The sequence below is a fragment of the Streptomyces zagrosensis genome, assembly GCF_014203645.1.
Lineage (GTDB): Bacteria > Actinomycetota > Actinomycetes > Streptomycetales > Streptomycetaceae > Streptomyces > Streptomyces zagrosensis.
In genome coordinates, this window is sequence record NZ_JACHJL010000007.1 from 231,220 (window position 1) to 247,914 (window position 16,695).

Sequence of the window (16,695 nt, forward strand, 5' to 3'; positions counted from 1 at the left end):
AGCACCATGGACGTCCTGACCGAGAACTTCTCCCTCTACGGCAAGGGCCTGCTCGGCACGGTGGAGCTCACCGGCTACGCCTCACTGCTCGCCCTGGGCCTGGGCGTGTTGATGGCCGCCTTCCGGGTCGCGCCGGTCGGCTCGTTGCGGGCGATCGGCACCGTGTGGGTGGCGGTGCTTCGCAACACCCCGCTGACCCTGCTGTTCTTCGCCGTACTCCTTGGCCTGCCGCGCTTTGGGCTGGTGCTGCCCTTCACCACCTTCGCCGTGCTCGCGCTCGGCTGCTACACCTCGGCGTTCATCTGCGAGGCGGTGCGCTCGGGCATCAACACCGTGCCGGTCGGGCAGGGTGAGGCGGCGCGCAGCCTGGGCCTGACCTTCGAGCAGACGCTGGGCGCGGTCATCATGCCGCAGGCGTTTCGCGCCGTGATCCCGCCGATCGGCTCCACGCTGATCGCGCTGGCCAAGAACTCCGCCATCGCCGGCTCCTTCAGCGTCACCGAACTCCTCGGCACCTACAAGAACCTCAACGAACTGGGCTACAGCATCATCTGGTCCTTCGTCTGGATCGCCGTCGGCTATCTGATCGTGACCCTGACCATCAGCGCGGTGTTCAACGTGCTGGAGACGCGCTGGGGAGTGCCGCGATGACCCACACCGCCCTCTACGACATCCCGGGCCCAAGGACGCGCCGCAGACACCGGATCTACGGGGCGCTGACCACCGTCGCCATCCTGGCGCTGCTGAGCTGGTTCGGCTACCTCCTCTACGACACCGGGCAGTTCGAGGCGCAAAAGTGGCGCCCCTTTCAGTACAAGGGCATTCAGGAACTGCTGCTACGGGGTCTTGGCAACACGCTCAAGGCGTTTGCGTACGCGGCCGTTCTCGCGCTGGTGCTCGGCGCGGTTCTCGCGGCCGGGCGGCTGTCCGAACACCGTCCGGTGCGCTGGTTGGCCACGCTGCTCATCGAGTTCTTCCGGGCGATGCCCGTGCTGGTCATGATCTTCTTCGTCTTCGTGGCGCTGAAGGTGCAGCCACTGCCCGCGCTGGTCACCGGCCTTACCCTGTACAACGGCTCGGTCCTCGCGGAGGTGTTCCGCACCGGTGTGGGCTCCGTGGACCGGGGCCAGCGGGAGGCCGCGTACTCGCTTGGCATGCGCAAGACGCAGGTCATGTCGTACGTCCTGGTCCCGCAGGGGCTGCGGGCCATGCTGCCGGCGATCATCAGCCAACTCGTGGTGGCGCTCAAGGACACCTCGCTCGGCTTTCTGATCACCTACGAGGAGTTTTTGCACGCGGGCAAGCTCATCGCCGGAAACCTCGACTACGACCTGCCCTTTATCCCGGTGGTGCTGGTCATCTCGCCCATCTACATCGGCATGTGCATGCTGCTGTCCTGGTTCGCGAACTGGGTGGCCAAGCGACAGCGCCGCAATCCGAAGGTCGAGGCCGCGGAGGTGGCGAGGCCGGAGCCCGGCACGGTGCTGCCGGGCTCCGGCACCCCGGGCGGCGGCCAGGCGTGAGGGAGCCGGGCCGCCGCAGCGGGGCCGCACCGGCACCGATGTGCCGCGGCGGCAGGGCGTGCGGGGGGTGCGGGAGCGGGCTCAGCCGCGTTCGTCGATGGGCACCGACACATATGACGGGTCGTGCTGCGGCGAGGAGAACGTGAGCTGGGCGCCCTTCGGGTTGTGCTCCACATACAGCGGGTCCACCGTGTCCACCACCACGGCGAGCTTGTGCCCGGCCGGGACGTCGTACGCCGTGGAGAACAGCTCCAGATCGACCGGGAACGGCTGCCCCGGCGTCTTGTCGTGGAAGGTCACCGGGGCGTGCGTGACCAGCTTGCCCACGCCGAGCGGGCCGACGTCGTAGAGGTAGGCGATGGCCGTGCCGCTGGACTTGTTGCTGGTGAGGGTGGTGTGCAGCGTCGTGGTGCCGCGAACGCGCTGCTGCTCCTCGTACCGTTCGCTTTGCCAGACTGCCGTGACCGAGCGTGGCAGCAGCGGAATGGAGGCGGTCGGCGGGAGCTTGAGGAACTGGTCGAGGATGTTGGTCAGGAAGATCAGCCCGCCGTTGGCGCCCGAGTCGATGTTCGTGTTGATCTTCTTGGTGCCGGTCAGTGCGATCGTGCGGCGCTCGCTGGTCACGTCCTTCCAGCTCGCATAGGTGTCGTACGCGCCCGTCGAGCGGGATTTCAGCCGCACGGGGCGCTCGCGGTTGATGCCGTTGTCCTCGCCCTTGAGGTAGTGGTCGAACCAGCGGTGGGCACTGTTCCAGGTGTCGTTCGGCAGCCCCAACAGGCCGAGGCCCTCGGCGGTGGCGTGGTCGCCGGGGCGGAACTCCAGGCGCTTGGGACCGGTCAGCTTCTCGTAGAAGTTCGCGTACTGGTTGGGCGAAAAGAGGCTGTCGCCCCAGGCGTTGCCGAGCATGATGGCCGCGCCGTTGTCGTTGATCCGGTCCAGGTACGTGGCGGGGGACCGTTTCTTCCCCCAGGCGATCATCTCGTCCTCCTTGTCCAGGTGGGAGCCGAGGAAGTCGCCCAATATGCGCCGCAGTTCCGCGCTGGGCCGCCCGGTCAGCTCGCCCGAGCCGCCGAGCATGAGACCGGCCTGTTGGTGCTGGGTGCGACCGCTGTAGATGGAGTCGATCAGGTCGCCCCAGCCGCTGAGCGCGCTGACGGCCCTGACCCGCCGATCGAAGGCGGAGGTGAGAAGGCTGATCCCGGCGCCGTAGGACACCCCGGCCATGCCGACCCGATGCGGGTCGGCGGGGGTGTGGGCCAGCGCCCAGTCGATGACCTTGCTGGCGTCGGCGATGTCCTCGGGGCCCGCGGTTTCTATCTCGCCGCCCGACTGCCAAAAGCCGCGCGAGTTGTAACTGACCACCACGTAACCGGAGTCGGCGAGCTTTTTGGCCTGGGCCAGGTACTCGATCTGCGGCATCGACCAACTCGTCGGCAACACAATGACGGGATAGCGCTGTGAGCCGTTGGCCCCGGCGGGCGTGACCACATTGGCCGCGAGCTTGACTCCGCCGTCGCCGGCGATGTCCACGAATCGCACGGAGGAACCCGCGGCGGTGGCGTCCTGAGCGGTGGGGGCCGCGCCTGCGGCGGGGGCGGCGGCCAGGGCGGTTCCGGCGAGCAAGGCGGCCGACACGGTGGTGGCTGCGGCGCGTAGGGCCGCTGTGCCGTGGAGGGTGCGCGGCATGGGAACGGGGGGCATCTGCGGCTCCAGACCTGGGACATCCCAGAGCGGCCCGGTCCCAGGGGCAGGGCCGCGGGCGGCGGTAAGTGACTGGAGAGTAAGCGGACCGGATTACCAGTGGTAACCCGTCGGTAGGTTACGGACGAGTAACGTCTTCGCTCGGGTAGTGGCGGCTATCCGAGCAAGGACGGCTGCCCGAGTGGCGGCTGCCGAAGCGGGGGGCGTGCCGGCTGGGCTCGGGGTCGGGTTTGCGGGTCGGGCTCGGGGGTCGGGTGTGCGGGCTGGGCTGGGGCGTCGGGCTTGCGGGTCGGGCTGGGTCGTCGGGCCCAGGGGGCGGGTTTTTGTGGGGTCGCGTCAGAGCGCCTTGTCCGTGCTGCGTGCGGCGCGGTGCCCCTTTGACTCGGCCGGTGTGGTCGCCACCTTCGACAGATCGGCGACCAACTCCACCACGTCCGGCCCGTACGCCTGGGAGTTGATGACCTTGAGTAGCAGGCAAAACGAGCCGTCGTGCCCGTGCTTGCGCGCAAGGCGGGAGCGATGGCGTACGAGGTGCCGCACGGCAGCCCGGTGGGTGATCGGGCGTTGCCCTGCCGCGAGGAAGACCGGTCGGTCGCCTCCGCCCGCCGTCAGCCGGGCCAGCAGCACGTACTCCACCGCCCCCGGCTCCATCCGGTACGCCGTGCCGCCGATGGTGAACGTCGCCCGGTCCATGCCGTTGCCGTCGCCGGGATGGACCAAAACACCGGGGAGCAGGTTGGCCAGGTGGGCGGCCAACCTGCGGTGCGAGATCGGGTCGCCCACGCAGAACTCGGTGCGCGCGCCGAAGCCCTGGAGCCCGGTGTCGTGCGGGGCGACCTCTGCGTGGGCCCCGCAGGTCTCCACGACCGAGGAGAGGCACAGCAGCGCGAGCGCGTCGTGGCGGGGGATGCTCCACTGGCTGGCGGACGTGCTGTCCCGATGGGTGACCAGGACGCACTCCGACCCCTTCGGCAGCCCAAAGAAGGCGCGTTCGCGGGCGAGCCTGCGCCGTGCGGTTGCCGTGTGGGCGAGCCAGCCGAGCGTCAGGCCAACGACCAGGGCGGCGGCTCCGGCGATGAGGTCGGACTCCGCGCCGCCTGGGCCCAGGGCCAGGCCCACCAAGTTCCACACCTGTGGGGTGTCAGTCATGGCCGCGCATCGTAGCGGCCGATCGGGTGCGTGTTCGAGGCATCGACGGTATGGACGGACTTGGCCGGGCGGCTTGTGCCGGTGGGCGGCTTATGGCGGGTCCGGTGAGTCGCGGCCCCGTCGTGCGGAACGGGTCCCGCCGTGCGGAACGGTTCTCGTCGTGCGGAACAAGTCCCGGCGTGCGGAACGGGCCCGTCCATCGAAGCGGCTCCCAGCGTGCGGCGCGGCGCGGCCTGACACAGCACGGCCTGACCCGTCCCGTCCCGTCCCGACCCGGCACGGCGCTGCGCCGCGCATGGCTCGCCCTGCCTCGTGGTTCGCGCCCCTGTCCTGTCGCGATCGGGGGACACACGTGCCTCATGCGTACTGTCGTGCGCCCTCGCGCGCGAGTAGGCTCCGGCCCCTGCCACCCGCTTCCTGCCTGGAGGTCAGATGCTCCGCCCTGTCGCGTCGCTTCGTTCGACGGTTACCGCCCCCGGGCTTTCGCCGCCGCTCGCCGTCCGCGCCCGGGGCGGTGTACGGGCACGGCGGTGGGCCGCGCTGGCCGCGACCGCCGCGCTGGTCACCACGCTCGGCTCCGTACCGGCCGGCGCGGATCAGGCGTCGCCGGAGCGCACGGCGGACGCCGCGGCGCCCGCAAGTGCGGCCCACACGCCTCCGGGCGGGCCCGCCAAGACGCCGGTGGCCGTTGGCCATGGCGGTGCCGTCTCCAGCGTCGATCCGAACGCCTCCGCCGCCGGGATCGAGGTGTTGCGGCGCGGCGGCAACGCGGTGGACGCCGCGGTGGCCACCGCGGCGGCGTTGGGCGTCACCGAGCCGTATTCGGCGGGTGTCGGTGGCGGCGGGTACTTCGTCTACTACGACGCCAAGCGGCAGCGGGTCTCCACCATCGACGGCCGGGAGACGGCACCGCGCAGCGCCGGCAGCGACTTGTTTCTGGAGAACGGCAAGCCGATCCCGTTCAAGGACGCGGTCACCAGCGGGCTCGGCGTCGGCACCCCCGGCACCGCTGCCACCTGGGACTCCGCGCTCGACCGGTGGGGCACCAAGTCCCTTGCCCAGGTGCTGCGGCCCGCCGAGCGGCTGGCCCGTAACGGCTTCACGGTCGATCAGACGTTCCGCTCGCAGACCGCGGACAACGCCGAGCGATTCGCCGACTTCCCGGCGAGTGCCGAACTCTTCTTGCCCGGCGGCAAACTGCCCGAGGTGGGCAGCACCCTGGCCAACCCTGACCTCGCCCGCACGTACAGGCTGCTTGCGAAGCACGGCGTAGCCGCCATCTACCGTGGCGAGATCGGCCGCGACATCGTCCGTACGGTACGCAAGCCGCCGGTCGCGGCGAACGCGCAGCGCACGGTGCGGCCCGGCGACCTGACCACCGGTGACCTGCGCGCGTACACCCCGCGCAGCCAGGCCCCGAGCCGCTCCAGCTATCAGGGCCTTGACCTCTACAGCATGGCGCCCTCCTCCTCCGGCGGCACCACGGTCGGCGAGGCGCTGAACATCCTGGAGAGCGCGTCCCTCGATCGCGGCCACCAGAGCGACAGCCACGGCCGAACCGCCGCCAGCCACCGTGGCGGTAAGGGCGGTAAGGGCGGCGAGCAGAGCGGAGCGCAGGCTCGGCTGAGCGAGCGACAGTTCTTGCACCGCTACATCGAGGCCAGCAGGGTCGCGTTCGCCGACCGGGGCCGCTGGGTGGGTGACCCGGCCTTCGAGGACGTGCCGACCCGGCAGTTGCTGCGCCAGGAGTTCGCCGACGCGCGGGCCTGCCTGATCGACGATGACAAGGCGCTCACCAGCCCCGTCGCCCCCGGCGACCCGCGCCACCCCGCGCCCTGCGGCTCATCGGGTGCCGCGACCCCCACTCCGTACGAAGGCCGGGACACCACGCATCTGACGGTGGCCGACAAGTGGGGCAATGTCGTTGCGTACACGCTGACCATTGAGCAGACCGGCGGGAGCGGCATCACGGTGCCGGGGCGCGGGTTCCTGCTCAACAACGAACTGACCGACTTCTCCTTCGCGCCCATCGCTCCCGGAGTGCACGACCCGAACCTGCCGGGGCCCGGCAAGCGCCCCCGGTCCTCGATGTCACCCACCATCGTGCTGGAGGACGGCCGCCCGGTGGTCGCCCTCGGCTCACCCGGTGGTGCCACCATCATCACCACGGTCCTGCAAACGTTGCTGAACCACTTCGACCGCGGTCTGCCGCTCGTTGACGCGATTGCCGCTCCGCGCGCCAGCCAGCGCAACGCAGCCGCCACGGAGCTCGAACCCGGCCTGTGGAACAGCCCGGTACGGGCCGAACTCGAAGCGCTCGGCCATCGGTTCACCAAGAATCCGGAGATCGGCGCGGCGACCGGTGTCCAGCGGCTGCCTGACGGGCGCTGGCTGGCCGCGGCGGAGACCGTACGGCGTGGCGGCGGCTCGGCCCTGGTGGTCCATCCGCACGGCGAGGTGCCGAACGGGCGATGACGGCGGGCCGGGCGGGGGCGCGGTGTGCCCCCGCCCTCGCCCGACCAGCCCCGTAACATGATCGACTTCGTCGCTCACTGCCGATGGCCTTGCCACCGTCCGTGACGAGGCTTACGGTCGCATTCTCACGCAATCTACGCGTGTGGAGCCCTGGCTCACGGCTGGCTGACGCCCGACGAAGGAGCAGCTCATGGCCAATGTTGTCCGTGCCGCGCTGGTGCAGGCGTCCTGGACCGGTGACACCGATTCGATGATCGCGGGGCATGAGGAACACGCGCGCAGGGCCGCCGCGCAAGGTGCCCAGGTGATCGGCTTCCAAGAGGTTTTCAACGCGCCGTACTTCTGCCAGGTGCAGGAGCCCGAGCACTACCGCTGGGCGGAGCCCGTACCGGACGGCCCCACCATCACCCGCATGCAGGCACTCGCCCGCGAGACCGGCATGGTGATCGTCGCTCCCGTCTTCGAGATCGAACAGGCCGGCTTCTACTACAACACCGCCGCCGTCATCGACGCCGATGGCACCTTCCTCGGGAAGTACCGCAAGCACCACATCCCGCAACTGCCGGGCTTTTGGGAGAAGTACTACTTCAAGCCCGGGAACGCGGGCTGGCCCGTGTTCGATACGGCGGTCGGCAAGATCGGTGTCTACATCTGCTACGACCGGCACTTCCCCGAGGGCTGGCGGGAGCTGGGCCTTGGCGGCGCACAGCTGGTCTACAACCCCTCCGCCACCTCGCGCGGTCTCTCTTCCCATCTGTGGCGCCTTGAGCAGCCCGCCTCCGCTGTAGCCAACGCGTACTTCGTGGCCGCGATCAACCGGGTCGGCATCGAGGAGTACGGCGACGACGACTTCTACGGCACCTCCTACTTCGTGGACCCGCGCGGGCAGTTCGTCGGCGAGGTCGCCAGCGACCGTGTGGAGGAGCTGGTCGTACGGGATCTGGATCTCGACCTCATCGACGAGGTGCGCCAGCAGTGGGCGTTCTACCGGGACCGCCGCCCGGACGCGTACGAGGGGCTGGTGCGCCGATGAGTGCCGGCGGGGCTGGGGCGCCGATCAGCGCCGGCGTCGCCGCGCGAGGTGGCGCGGGCGGGCGCGAAGGAGGCCGCCGGTCATGAGCGGTGTCAGCCGCACCGTCATCCGCGGCGGTCTCCTCGTCACGGCGGCCGACGAGACGTACGCGGATGTGCTGATCGAGGACGGCCGGGTGGCCGCCATCGCCGCGCCAGGGACGGCGTACGCGCGAAGTTGGACCGCGGAGCGGCTGCTCGACGCGCACGGCAAGTACGTGATTCCGGGCGGCGTGGACGCCCACACCCATCTGGAGTTCCCGTTCGGCGGGACGTTTTCCAGCGACACCTTCGCCTCGGGGACCAGCGCCGCAGCCTGGGGCGGCACCACCACCATCGTTGACTTCGCCGTGCAGACCAAGGGCCATGCCCTACGGGAGGGACTGGACGCCTGGCACGCCAAGGCGCAGGGCAACTGCGCCATCGACTACGCCTTCCATATGATCCTCGCCGACGTCAACGACGGCTCGCTGAAGGAGATGGACCTCCTGGTGGCCGAGGGCGTCACCTCCTTCAAGCTCTTCATGGCCTATCCCGGCGTGTTCTACAGCGACGACGGCCAGATACTCCGCGCCATGCAGCGCGGCGCCCGCAACGGCGCACTGATCATGATGCACGCGGAGAACGGCATCGCCATCGACGTCCTGGTCGAACAGGCACTCGCCGCAGGCCGCACCGACCCGCGCTCCCACGGCGAGGTCCGCAAGACGCTCCTGGAGGCCGAGGCCACCCATCGGGCCATCGCGCTCTCCCGGGTGGCCGGCTGCCCGCTGTACGTCGTGCACGTGTCCGCAGCCGAGGCCCTCGCGGAGCTGACCCGGGCCAGGGACGAGGGGCTGCCGGTGTTCGGCGAGACCTGCCCGCAGTATCTGTTCTTGTCCACGGACAACCTGGCCGAGCCCGGGTTCGAGGGCGCCAAGTACGTGTGCAGCACGCCGCTGCGGCCCCGTGAGCACCAGGCGGCGCTGTGGCGCGGGCTGCGCACGGACGACCTCCAGGTGGTCTCCACCGACCACTGCCCGTTCTGCTTCGTGGGCCAAAAGGAACTGGGCCGGGGCGACTTCTCGAAGATCCCCAATGGGCTGCCCGGGGTGGAGAACCGGATGGACCTGCTGCATCAAGGCGTGCTCGATGGCCATATCTCGCGCCGTCGATGGATCGACATCGCCTGCGCGGCGCCGGCCCGCATGTTCGGGCTCTACCCCCGCAAGGGCACCATCGCACCCGGCTCCGACGCCGACATCGTCATCTATGACCCAGCGGTCCGTCAGGTGCTGTCCGCGACGACCCACCATATGAGCGTGGACTACTCGGCGTACGAAGGACGGCAGCTCACCGGACGGGCCGAGACCGTGCTCTCCCGCGGAGAGATCGTCATCGACCAGCGGACGTTCACCGGTCGCAGCGGCCACGGCCGGTATGTGCCGCGGGGCAGCTGCCAGTACGCGCAGTAGCGCGGGCCGCGCCCGACGTCACCGTATGCCCGTGTCACACCTGGAGGTGCTTGTGGACTTCGGCCTCGTCTTGCAGCCCGATCCGCCCGCCGCGCAGACCGTTGGCCTGATGCAGCGCGCCGAGCGCAACGGCTTTCGGTACGGCTGGACGTTCGACTCCGCCGTGCTGTGGCAGGAGCCCTTCGTCATCTACAGCCGGGTGCTCGAACACACCGAGCGGCTCATCGTCGGCCCCATGGTGACCAACCCGGGCACGCGCACCTGGGAGGTGACCGCCTCCACCTTCGCCACGCTCAACGAGATGTACGGCAACCGCACCGTATGCGGCATCGGCCGGGGCGACTCGGCGATGCGCGTCGCGGGCCGTACTCCGCACACGCTGGCCAGACTTGGCACCTGCATCGACGCGATCCGGGACCTCGCCGAGGGCCGGGAGACCGTCGTGGACGGTGCGCCGATGCGGCTGTCCTGGGTGCGGGACGGCAGGCTCCCGGTGTGGATGGCGGCGTACGGGCCCAAGGCGTTGGCCCTGGTCGGGCAGAAGGCGGACGGGTTCATCGTGCAACTGGCGGACTTGTTCCTCACCGAATGGATGATCAAGTCCGTCCGTGCGGCGGCGGCCGATGCGGGCCGCGATCCCGCCGCCGTGACGATCTGCGTCGCCGCACCCGCCTACCTGTGCGCCGACACGCCCGATGCGCTGGCGCACGCCAGGGAACAGTGCCGCTGGTTCGGCGGCATGGTCGGCAACCATGTGGCCGACCTGGTCAGCCGCTACGGCGAAGACTCGAACGTGGTCCCCGACGCACTCACCTCGTACATCGAGCGGCGCGAGGGCTACGACTACGCCCAGCACGGCCGGACCGGCAACCCCGACGCGGAGTTCGTTCCCGACGAGATCGTTGACCGCTTTTGCATCCTGGGCCCACCCCGCGCCCACATCGCCAAGCTGACGGCGCTAGGCAAGCTGGGCGTGGACCAGTTCGCGCTGTACGCCATGCACGACGCGCGGGAACAGGTGATCGACGGCTACGGAGCGGACGTGATCCCGGGGGTCGCGGCGATGTAGCGAAGTCGGGCCCCGCCATGGGCGGAGCCAGGGTGCGGGGGGCCGTGTCGGCCGGCTGCGCCGGGTCGGGGCTGAGTTGGGTCGGGTCGGGCTGGGACGGGCTGAGTTGGGTCGGGTCGGGCTGGGTCGGGCTGAGTTGGGTCGGGTCGGGCTGGGTCGGGCTGAGTTGGGTCGGGTCGGCGTTGAGCCGAGCCGGGGCCCGCCCTGCTGCCCTGCCGTCCTGAGCCCGCGGCGCCTCGCCTTCGCGCCCTGCGCCGCCGCGCTGCCCGCTCCTCTCGTGGCGTCTTGCCCCCCGAATGGCGGCGCGGGAAACGCCGATCCGGGCGGGGGCGTGTGCCTAGGATGACCGCATGGCTGTCACCGCGCGCTCTGTGCCGCGCCGCCGTTGTTGTTGTCGCTGACACCCGTCCGCCGCTTTCGCGCGCGCTGCGCGCCTTCCCCCTCACCGCATCCTCCCGGCGCAACTGCGTCCCCACGCCACCGCGTAGCTGCGCCCCCACGTGCCCGCGTCCCCGTGCCCCCGCGCTCGCCAGCGCCCTTTCCCGAGGTGTTCCGCGATGACTTCCGCCCGCCGCACCGTGCTGAAACTGCTTGCCACAGCCCCCGTCGCCGCTCACGTGGCCCGAGCCACGCCCGCCGCCGCGGCCGAGCCGACACCCGGCATCGTCAAGCCCTTGCCACCCGAACTCTTCACCGTTCGTGGCAGCAATGCCGAGACCCGCTTCGCGGCCTTGCGCGGCACCGGCTACCACACGCCCGTTGACCGCTTCTTCGTCCGCAACCACACCTCCACGCCCCTCCTGGACGCGCGCACCTGGAGCCTGACCGTCTGGGGCAGCGGACTGCGCGGCGGGCCCCGCCGGTTCAGCTACCGCGAACTCCGTGCCCTGCCCTCCGTCGTCCACGACGTCGCCCTCGAATGCGCGGGCAACGGGCGCAACTTCTTCACCACCCAGCAACACGACACCGTCACCGGCACCCCCTGGACGCTCGGCGCTGTGGGCGTGGCCCGCTGGCGCGGGGTGCGCCTCGCGGAGGTGCTGCGCCGCGCGGGGATCGGCGGCCACGCGGTGGACGTCATGCCGCGCGGGCTCGACGCCGAGTACGTCGCCGGCGGCGTGAGCAAGGGCCGGGTGCGCCGCCCGTTGCCGGTCGCCAAGGCGCTGGACGATGTGATCCTCGCGTACGAGATGAACGGCGCGCCGCTGCCCCACGACCACGGCTTTCCGGTGCGGGTGGTCGTGCCGGCGTGGGTCGGCATCGCCTCCATCAAGTGGCTCGGCGACATCGAGGTCAGCGCCGAGCCGCTGTACTCGCCTTGGAACACCGAGTTCTACCGGCTGTTCGGGTCCGCATACCCGGCCGATGGCGGCACCCCACTGACCGTACGCAACGTCCGGTCCGCCTTCGAGTTGGACCATGGCTCCGTCTTCGCCGCGCACCGCATCCACCACCTCACCGGCCGCTCCTGGTCCGGTCTTGCGCCGGTGACCCGCGTGGACGTCAGCACCGATGGCGGTACGCACTGGCACCAGGCCAGACTTGAGGACCTCCCGCGCCGCAACGGCTGGGTCCGCTGGTCCTTCCCCTGGCGACCGCGTACGACCGGGCCTGCTGAGCTGCTCGCACGGGCCACGGACGCGGCGGGGAACACCCAGCCGGATCGCACGGTGCCCAATACGCAGGGATTCCTGTTCGACGCGGTGGTCAGGGTCCCGGTCACGGTCGGCTGACCCCGCGAACAGCGCCCACCCGCCCGAGCCGCGCAGCCCTCCTGCGCGCTGTGCGCCGTCGTCCGTGCGCGGGCCTGTGCTGTCCGGGCGCAGCCCGGGCGAGACCGCGCACCACTGCCGGGCCGAGCGCGCCCTGCGTACGCTCTCGGGAGCACCTCAGCCCCCGGCCAAGGAGTTTGCACCTGTGTTCACCACCCGGCCCACCCTGCAAGGCACCTTCGGCATGGCCTCATCGACGCACTGGCTCGCCTCACAGTCGGCGATGGCGGTCCTTGAGGACGGGGGGAACGCCTACGACGCGGCCGTCGCCGCCGCCTTCGTGCTGCATGTGGTGGAGCCGCACCTCAACGGCCCGGCGGGCGAGGCGCCCCTGATCATCGCCCCGGCCGGCGGTGAGGTGCAGGTGCTGTGCGGCCAGGGCCCAGCGCCGGCCGGTGCCAGCGCCGCCGCCTATCGGGATCTTGGGCTCGACCTCGTTCCCGGCACCGGACCGCTCGCCGCCGCCGTCCCCGGCGCGTTCGACGCCTGGTTGCTGCTTCTGCGTGACCACGGCACCAAGCCGCTTGACACCGTCCTGGCGTACGCCATCGGCTATGCGGAACACGGCCATCCGCCCGTGGAGCACCTCGGCGAGACGGTCGAGAAGGTACGGGCCCTGTTCGAGAGCGAGTGGACCACGTCGGCCGAGCTATACCTGCCCGGCGGCCGTGCCCCGGCCCCCGGCACGCTGTTCACCAACCAGGCACTCGCCGACACCTGGCGACGGCTGCTCGCCGAGGCCAACGCGGCGGGCGGCGACCGCGAGGCGCGGATCGACGCAGCCCGCCGCGTATGGCGGTCGGGCTTCATCGCCGAAGCGCTGGTCGCCGCCGCAGCGCGGCCCGCACTCGACACCTCCGGCGAGCGCCACGCAGGCCCGCTGAGCGGCGATGACCTGGCCGGATACGAGGCGTCGTACGAGGCCCCCGCGCGCTACGACTGGAACGGCTGGACCGTCTGCAAGCCTGGCGGCTGGTCGCAAGGCCCGGTCCTCCTCCAGCAACTCGCGCTGCTCCCACCGGAGCCCGGCGCCCTCGCCTACGGCACTGCGGACTACGTCCACACCCTCATCGAGGGCAGCAAGCTCGCCTTCGCCGACCGGGAGGCGTGGTACGGAGACGCGTACGGCCCAAGCACCGTCCCGCTGGCCGGCCTGCTCGACGCCGACTACAACAAGGCCCGCCGACAGCTGATCGGCGCCGCAGCCTCGCACGCACTGCGCCCAGGCCATCCCGCAGGGCGCGCCCCCCGGCTCGCCGCGCACGCCCTCGCCGTCGCACACGGCGAGCGGGCCGCGACGGGGCCGCTGACCAGCGCGGCGGCCGGCGTCGGCGAGCCGACGGTGACGGGCGTCTCCGCGGACGGTGGCACCCGCGGAGACACCTGCCACCTCGACATCGTGGACCGGTGGGGCAACATGATCTCCGCGACGCCCAGCGGCGGCTGGCTCCAGTCCAGCCCCGTCATCCCCGAACTGGGCTTCCCGCTCGGCACCAGGCTCCAGATGACCTGGCTCGACCCCGACCTGCCCAACACCCTCACCCCCGGGCGCCGGCCCCGCACCACCCTCACGCCCTCCCTCGCACTGCGCGACGGCGAGCCCGTCCTGGCCTTCGGCACGCCGGGCGGGGACCAGCAAGACCAGTGGCAACTGCACTTCTTCCTCGCGGTGGCGCTGCGCGCGCCAGTACGCGGCGGGCTTGACCTCCAGGGCGCCATCGACGCCCCGAACTGGCACCAGGAAAGCTTCCCCGGATCGTTCTATCCGCGCGGCATGCGGCCCGGCGCGGTCACCGTCGAGTCGCGGTTCGCGCCGGAACTGATCGCGGACCTGCGCCGTAGAGGCCATGTCGTGACGGTCGGTGGCCCCTGGTCGGAGGGGCGGCTGAGCGCCGTGGCCCGCGACCCACAGACGGGCCTGCTCTCGGCGGCGGCGAATCCCCGCGGGGCCCAGGGTTACGCGGTCGGACGCTGACGGCCCCCGCTGAGTGCTGCCGGCCGCCGCACGCTGCTCGCCGCGCCCGAGACTGGTTTGCTCCACGTTCACGCTGCGGCCAGCTGCGCGATGCGGACCGTGTCGGTCCGGCGTGGTTCGATAGACACATGATCGAAGCAAAGGACCCGGGGGAATGGGCGCGGCTCGAAGCCGCGGTGGATGAGGCGGTCCGCAAGGCGGCTGCCACGGAGATCATGCCGCGGTTCCGGCAACTGGCGCAGCACGAGATCGTGCAGAAGAACGGCCCGCACGACCTCGTCACCGTCGCCGACCGGCTAGCCGAGGAGCAACTGACCGCCGCCCTGACGGCGGTGCTGCCTGGCTCCGTCGTGGTCGGCGAGGAAGCTGTGCACGCCGACGTCGGTATCTTGGCCGCGCTGGGCGGCGACGCGCCGGTGTGGATCGTGGACCCGGTGGACGGCACCCGCCAGTTCGTCCACGGCGACCCGGCATTCGCCACCTTGGTCACCCTGGCGCACCGGGGCGAACTGCTCGCCTCCTGGACGTACGCGCCTGCCCTCGACCTGATGGCCGTGGCCCGCCAAGGCGGCGGCGCGACGCTGGACGGCCAGGTGTTGCGCTGCGGCCCGCCCGTGCCTGGCCAGGACATCAACGTCGCCATCTCGCACTACGACTTCACCACCGACGCGGAGAAGCAGGCGCTGTCCGGGCTGCGCACCGCCGGGGTGGCGCCCAGGCCCTGCGGGTCCGCGGGGCTCGAATACCTCAATGTGGCCCGCGGTCTGCTGGACGCCGTCGCCTTCTCCTGGGAAAACGCCTGGGACCACGCCGCCGGACTGCTGCTCGTCGCCGAGGCGGGTGGCGCGTCGGCCACCATCGCCGGCGAGCCGTTCCGGATCGCCGGCGGCAACGCGCTGCCGTTCACCGCGGCGCGGGACGAGGCGACCGTACGGCATATCCTGAGCCTGCTGACCGTCGTTGGCTGAGTCAGCACACGTTCCGCGCACGCCGTAGCCGTAACCCGGAGGCGACCTCACAGGCGAGGAGGCCGATGTGCCGTCCATGCTCGACGCGGTGGTGGTGGGGGCCGGTCCCAACGGCCTGACCGCCGCCGTTGAGCTGGCCCGCCGTGGCCACACGGTGGAGGTCTTCGAGGCGCGCGAGTCGCCAGGCGGCGGCGCCCGCACCGAAGAACTGACCCTGCCGGGCTTTCGGCACGATCCGTGCTCGGCGGCGCACCCGCTGGGCGCGGGCTCGCCCGCATTCAACGCCATGCCCCTGGAGCGGCACGGCCTGACCTGGCTGCATCACCCGCTCCCCATGGCCCACCCCTTCCCGGACGGCACGGCGGCGGTGCTCGCCCGCTCCATCGGGGAGACGGCGATGTCGCTCGGCGCCCGGGACGCGGGCACCTATCGCCGCCTGGTGGCGCCCTACGCGCCGCGCTTCGACACGCTCGCAGCTGACTTTCTGCGCACCCCGTGGCTAGGGCTGCCGCGAGACCCGGCGGGCTGGGCCCGGTTCGGCGCACTCGCCCTCCAGCCGGCCTCGCTGATCGCCCGCCGCTTCCACGACGAAAAGGCGCGCGGGCTGCTCGCGGGTCTCGCCGCGCACGCCGTCGCACCCGTCAGCGGCGTGGGCACTGGCGGCCTGGCCCTGATGTTCGCCATCGCCGCGCACGCGGTCGGCTGGCCGGTGGCCAGGGGCGGCTCGCAGTCCATCGCGGACGCCCTCGTGTCGTATCTACGCGCACTCGGCGGCCAGGTGCACACCCACTACGAGGTCAAGCGCCTGGATGACCTGCCGCCCGCCCGCGCGTACGTCTTCGACACCTCACCCACCGCGCTCGCCCGCATCGCCGGGCTCGGCGACACCTACCGCGGCTTTCGCTACGGCCCCGGCGTCTTCAAGATCGATTACGCCCTTGATGGACCCGTGCCGTGGACGGCCACCGAGGCGCGCCGCGCCGGAACCGTCCACCTCGGCCCCACGCTCGGCGAGATCAACGGCGCCCTGCACGCCGCCGTCGATGGCCGTGACCCCAGCGTTCCCTTCCTCATCACCACCCAGCCCAGCCTGATCGACGACACTAGGGCACCCGCGGGCAAGCACACCCTGTGGGCGTACGGGCATGTCCCCAGCGGCTGGCGAGGCGATGCCACGGAGGTCATCGAACGCCAACTGGAGCGCTTCGCCCCGGGCTTTCGAGACCTGGTGCTCGCCCGCGCGATCGCGGGCCCGCCCGAACTGGCCGCCCGCAACGCCAACTACGTCGGGGGCGACATCGCCTGTGGCGCGTTCGCCGGGCTCCAGACGGTGCTGCGCCCCAAGCTGGCCCGCGTCCCCTACGCCACCGCCCACCCCGCGATCTTCCTGTGCTCATCGGCGACCCCGCCAGGGCCCGGCGTGCATGGCATGTCAGGGCACCACGCGGCGCGGGCGGTATGGCGGCGGCTGCGTAGCTGAAACCCGTTGTACGCCACCGGAGTTGGCGCCTCGGAGCGCGCTGCGGCGGGCTGGGCGG

At 71.3% G+C, this 16,695-nt stretch carries 12 protein-coding genes; 10 read left to right on the forward strand and 2 right to left on the reverse strand.

What is annotated here, in order from left to right:
- The first annotated feature begins 6 nt into the window (after positions 1–6).
- Together FHS42_RS15835 and FHS42_RS15840 are read left to right on the forward strand one after the other, a co-directional pair.
- Entirely contained in the window at positions 7–651 is a 645-nt protein-coding gene (locus FHS42_RS15835) for an amino acid ABC transporter permease (protein ID WP_184572857.1), read from the forward strand.
- Positions 648–1,523 carry an amino acid ABC transporter permease gene (locus FHS42_RS15840; protein ID WP_184572858.1) on the forward strand — a complete coding sequence of 292 codons (876 nt, stop codon included), beginning with the start codon at positions 648–650 and terminating at the stop codon, positions 1,521–1,523. Before FHS42_RS15835 ends, FHS42_RS15840 begins: the two co-directional genes overlap by 4 nt.
- 81 nt (positions 1,524–1,604) lie before the next feature.
- Here FHS42_RS15840 and FHS42_RS15845 read toward each other — a convergent pair whose 3' ends face one another.
- Both FHS42_RS15845 and FHS42_RS15850 read right to left on the reverse strand, forming a co-directional pair.
- Positions 1,605–3,209, reverse strand: a complete 1,605-nt coding sequence (locus FHS42_RS15845) for a CocE/NonD family hydrolase (RefSeq protein ID WP_184572967.1) — start codon at positions 3,207–3,209, stop codon at positions 1,605–1,607.
- A 351-nt stretch (positions 3,210–3,560) separates the two neighbouring features.
- Positions 3,561–4,373, reverse strand: coding sequence for a hypothetical protein (locus FHS42_RS15850; RefSeq protein WP_246494846.1), 813 nt, complete (start codon positions 4,371–4,373; stop codon positions 3,561–3,563).
- Positions 4,374–4,805: 432 nt separating this feature from the next.
- Between FHS42_RS15850 and FHS42_RS15855 the strand changes: the two genes are divergently transcribed.
- From FHS42_RS15855 to FHS42_RS15890, 8 genes are all read left to right on the forward strand, one after another.
- On the forward strand, positions 4,806–6,848 hold the full coding sequence (locus FHS42_RS15855) for a gamma-glutamyltransferase family protein (protein WP_184572859.1): 2,043 nt from the start codon (positions 4,806–4,808) through the stop codon (positions 6,846–6,848).
- A gap of 190 nt (positions 6,849–7,038) precedes the next feature.
- Positions 7,039–7,881, forward strand: coding sequence for a nitrilase-related carbon-nitrogen hydrolase (locus FHS42_RS15860; protein ID WP_184572860.1), 843 nt, complete (start codon positions 7,039–7,041; stop codon positions 7,879–7,881).
- 82 nt (positions 7,882–7,963) lie between these two features.
- Positions 7,964–9,373, forward strand: coding sequence for a dihydropyrimidinase (gene hydA / locus FHS42_RS15865; protein WP_184572861.1), 1,410 nt, complete (start codon positions 7,964–7,966; stop codon positions 9,371–9,373).
- Positions 9,374–9,425: 52 nt separating this feature from the next.
- Positions 9,426–10,442: a TIGR03842 family LLM class F420-dependent oxidoreductase gene (locus tag FHS42_RS15870; protein ID WP_184572969.1), complete on the forward strand. Its 1,017-nt coding sequence runs from the start codon at positions 9,426–9,428 to the stop codon at positions 10,440–10,442.
- 557 nt (positions 10,443–10,999) lie between these two features.
- Complete coding sequence (locus FHS42_RS15875; protein ID WP_184572862.1) at positions 11,000–12,175, forward strand: sulfite oxidase; 1,176 nt, start codon at positions 11,000–11,002, stop codon at positions 12,173–12,175.
- A gap of 184 nt (positions 12,176–12,359) precedes the next feature.
- Positions 12,360–14,189: a gamma-glutamyltransferase family protein gene (locus tag FHS42_RS15880; protein ID WP_184572863.1), complete on the forward strand. Its 1,830-nt coding sequence runs from the start codon at positions 12,360–12,362 to the stop codon at positions 14,187–14,189.
- A gap of 128 nt (positions 14,190–14,317) precedes the next feature.
- A complete protein-coding gene (locus FHS42_RS15885; protein ID WP_184572864.1) occupies positions 14,318–15,157 on the forward strand; it encodes an inositol monophosphatase family protein in 840 nt (279 codons plus the stop codon).
- 76 nt (positions 15,158–15,233) lie between these two features.
- Positions 15,234–16,637, forward strand: a complete 1,404-nt coding sequence (locus FHS42_RS15890; RefSeq protein WP_184572970.1) for a phytoene desaturase family protein — start codon at positions 15,234–15,236, stop codon at positions 16,635–16,637.
- The last annotated feature ends 58 nt before the right edge of the window (positions 16,638–16,695 follow it).

Excerpts from the sequence above, each read along its gene's own strand:
- FHS42_RS15835 (WP_184572857.1), top strand. The coding sequence starts at position 7 with ATGGACGTCCTGACCGAGAACTTCTCCCTCTACGGCAAGGGCCTGCTC.
- FHS42_RS15840 (WP_184572858.1), top strand. The coding sequence starts at position 648 with ATGACCCACACCGCCCTCTACGACATCCCGGGCCCAAGGACGCGCCGC.
- FHS42_RS15845 (WP_184572967.1), bottom strand. The coding sequence starts at position 3,209 with ATGCCGCGCACCCTCCACGGCACAGCGGCCCTACGCGCCGCAGCCACC.
- FHS42_RS15850 (WP_246494846.1), bottom strand. The coding sequence starts at position 4,373 with ATGACTGACACCCCACAGGTGTGGAACTTGGTGGGCCTGGCCCTGGGC.
- FHS42_RS15855 (WP_184572859.1), top strand. The coding sequence starts at position 4,806 with ATGCTCCGCCCTGTCGCGTCGCTTCGTTCGACGGTTACCGCCCCCGGG.
- FHS42_RS15860 (WP_184572860.1), top strand. The coding sequence starts at position 7,039 with ATGGCCAATGTTGTCCGTGCCGCGCTGGTGCAGGCGTCCTGGACCGGT.
- hydA (WP_184572861.1), top strand. The coding sequence starts at position 7,964 with ATGAGCGGTGTCAGCCGCACCGTCATCCGCGGCGGTCTCCTCGTCACG.
- FHS42_RS15875 (WP_184572862.1), top strand. The coding sequence starts at position 11,000 with ATGACTTCCGCCCGCCGCACCGTGCTGAAACTGCTTGCCACAGCCCCC.
- FHS42_RS15885 (WP_184572864.1), top strand. The coding sequence starts at position 14,318 with ATGATCGAAGCAAAGGACCCGGGGGAATGGGCGCGGCTCGAAGCCGCG.
- FHS42_RS15890 (WP_184572970.1), top strand. The coding sequence starts at position 15,234 with ATGCTCGACGCGGTGGTGGTGGGGGCCGGTCCCAACGGCCTGACCGCC.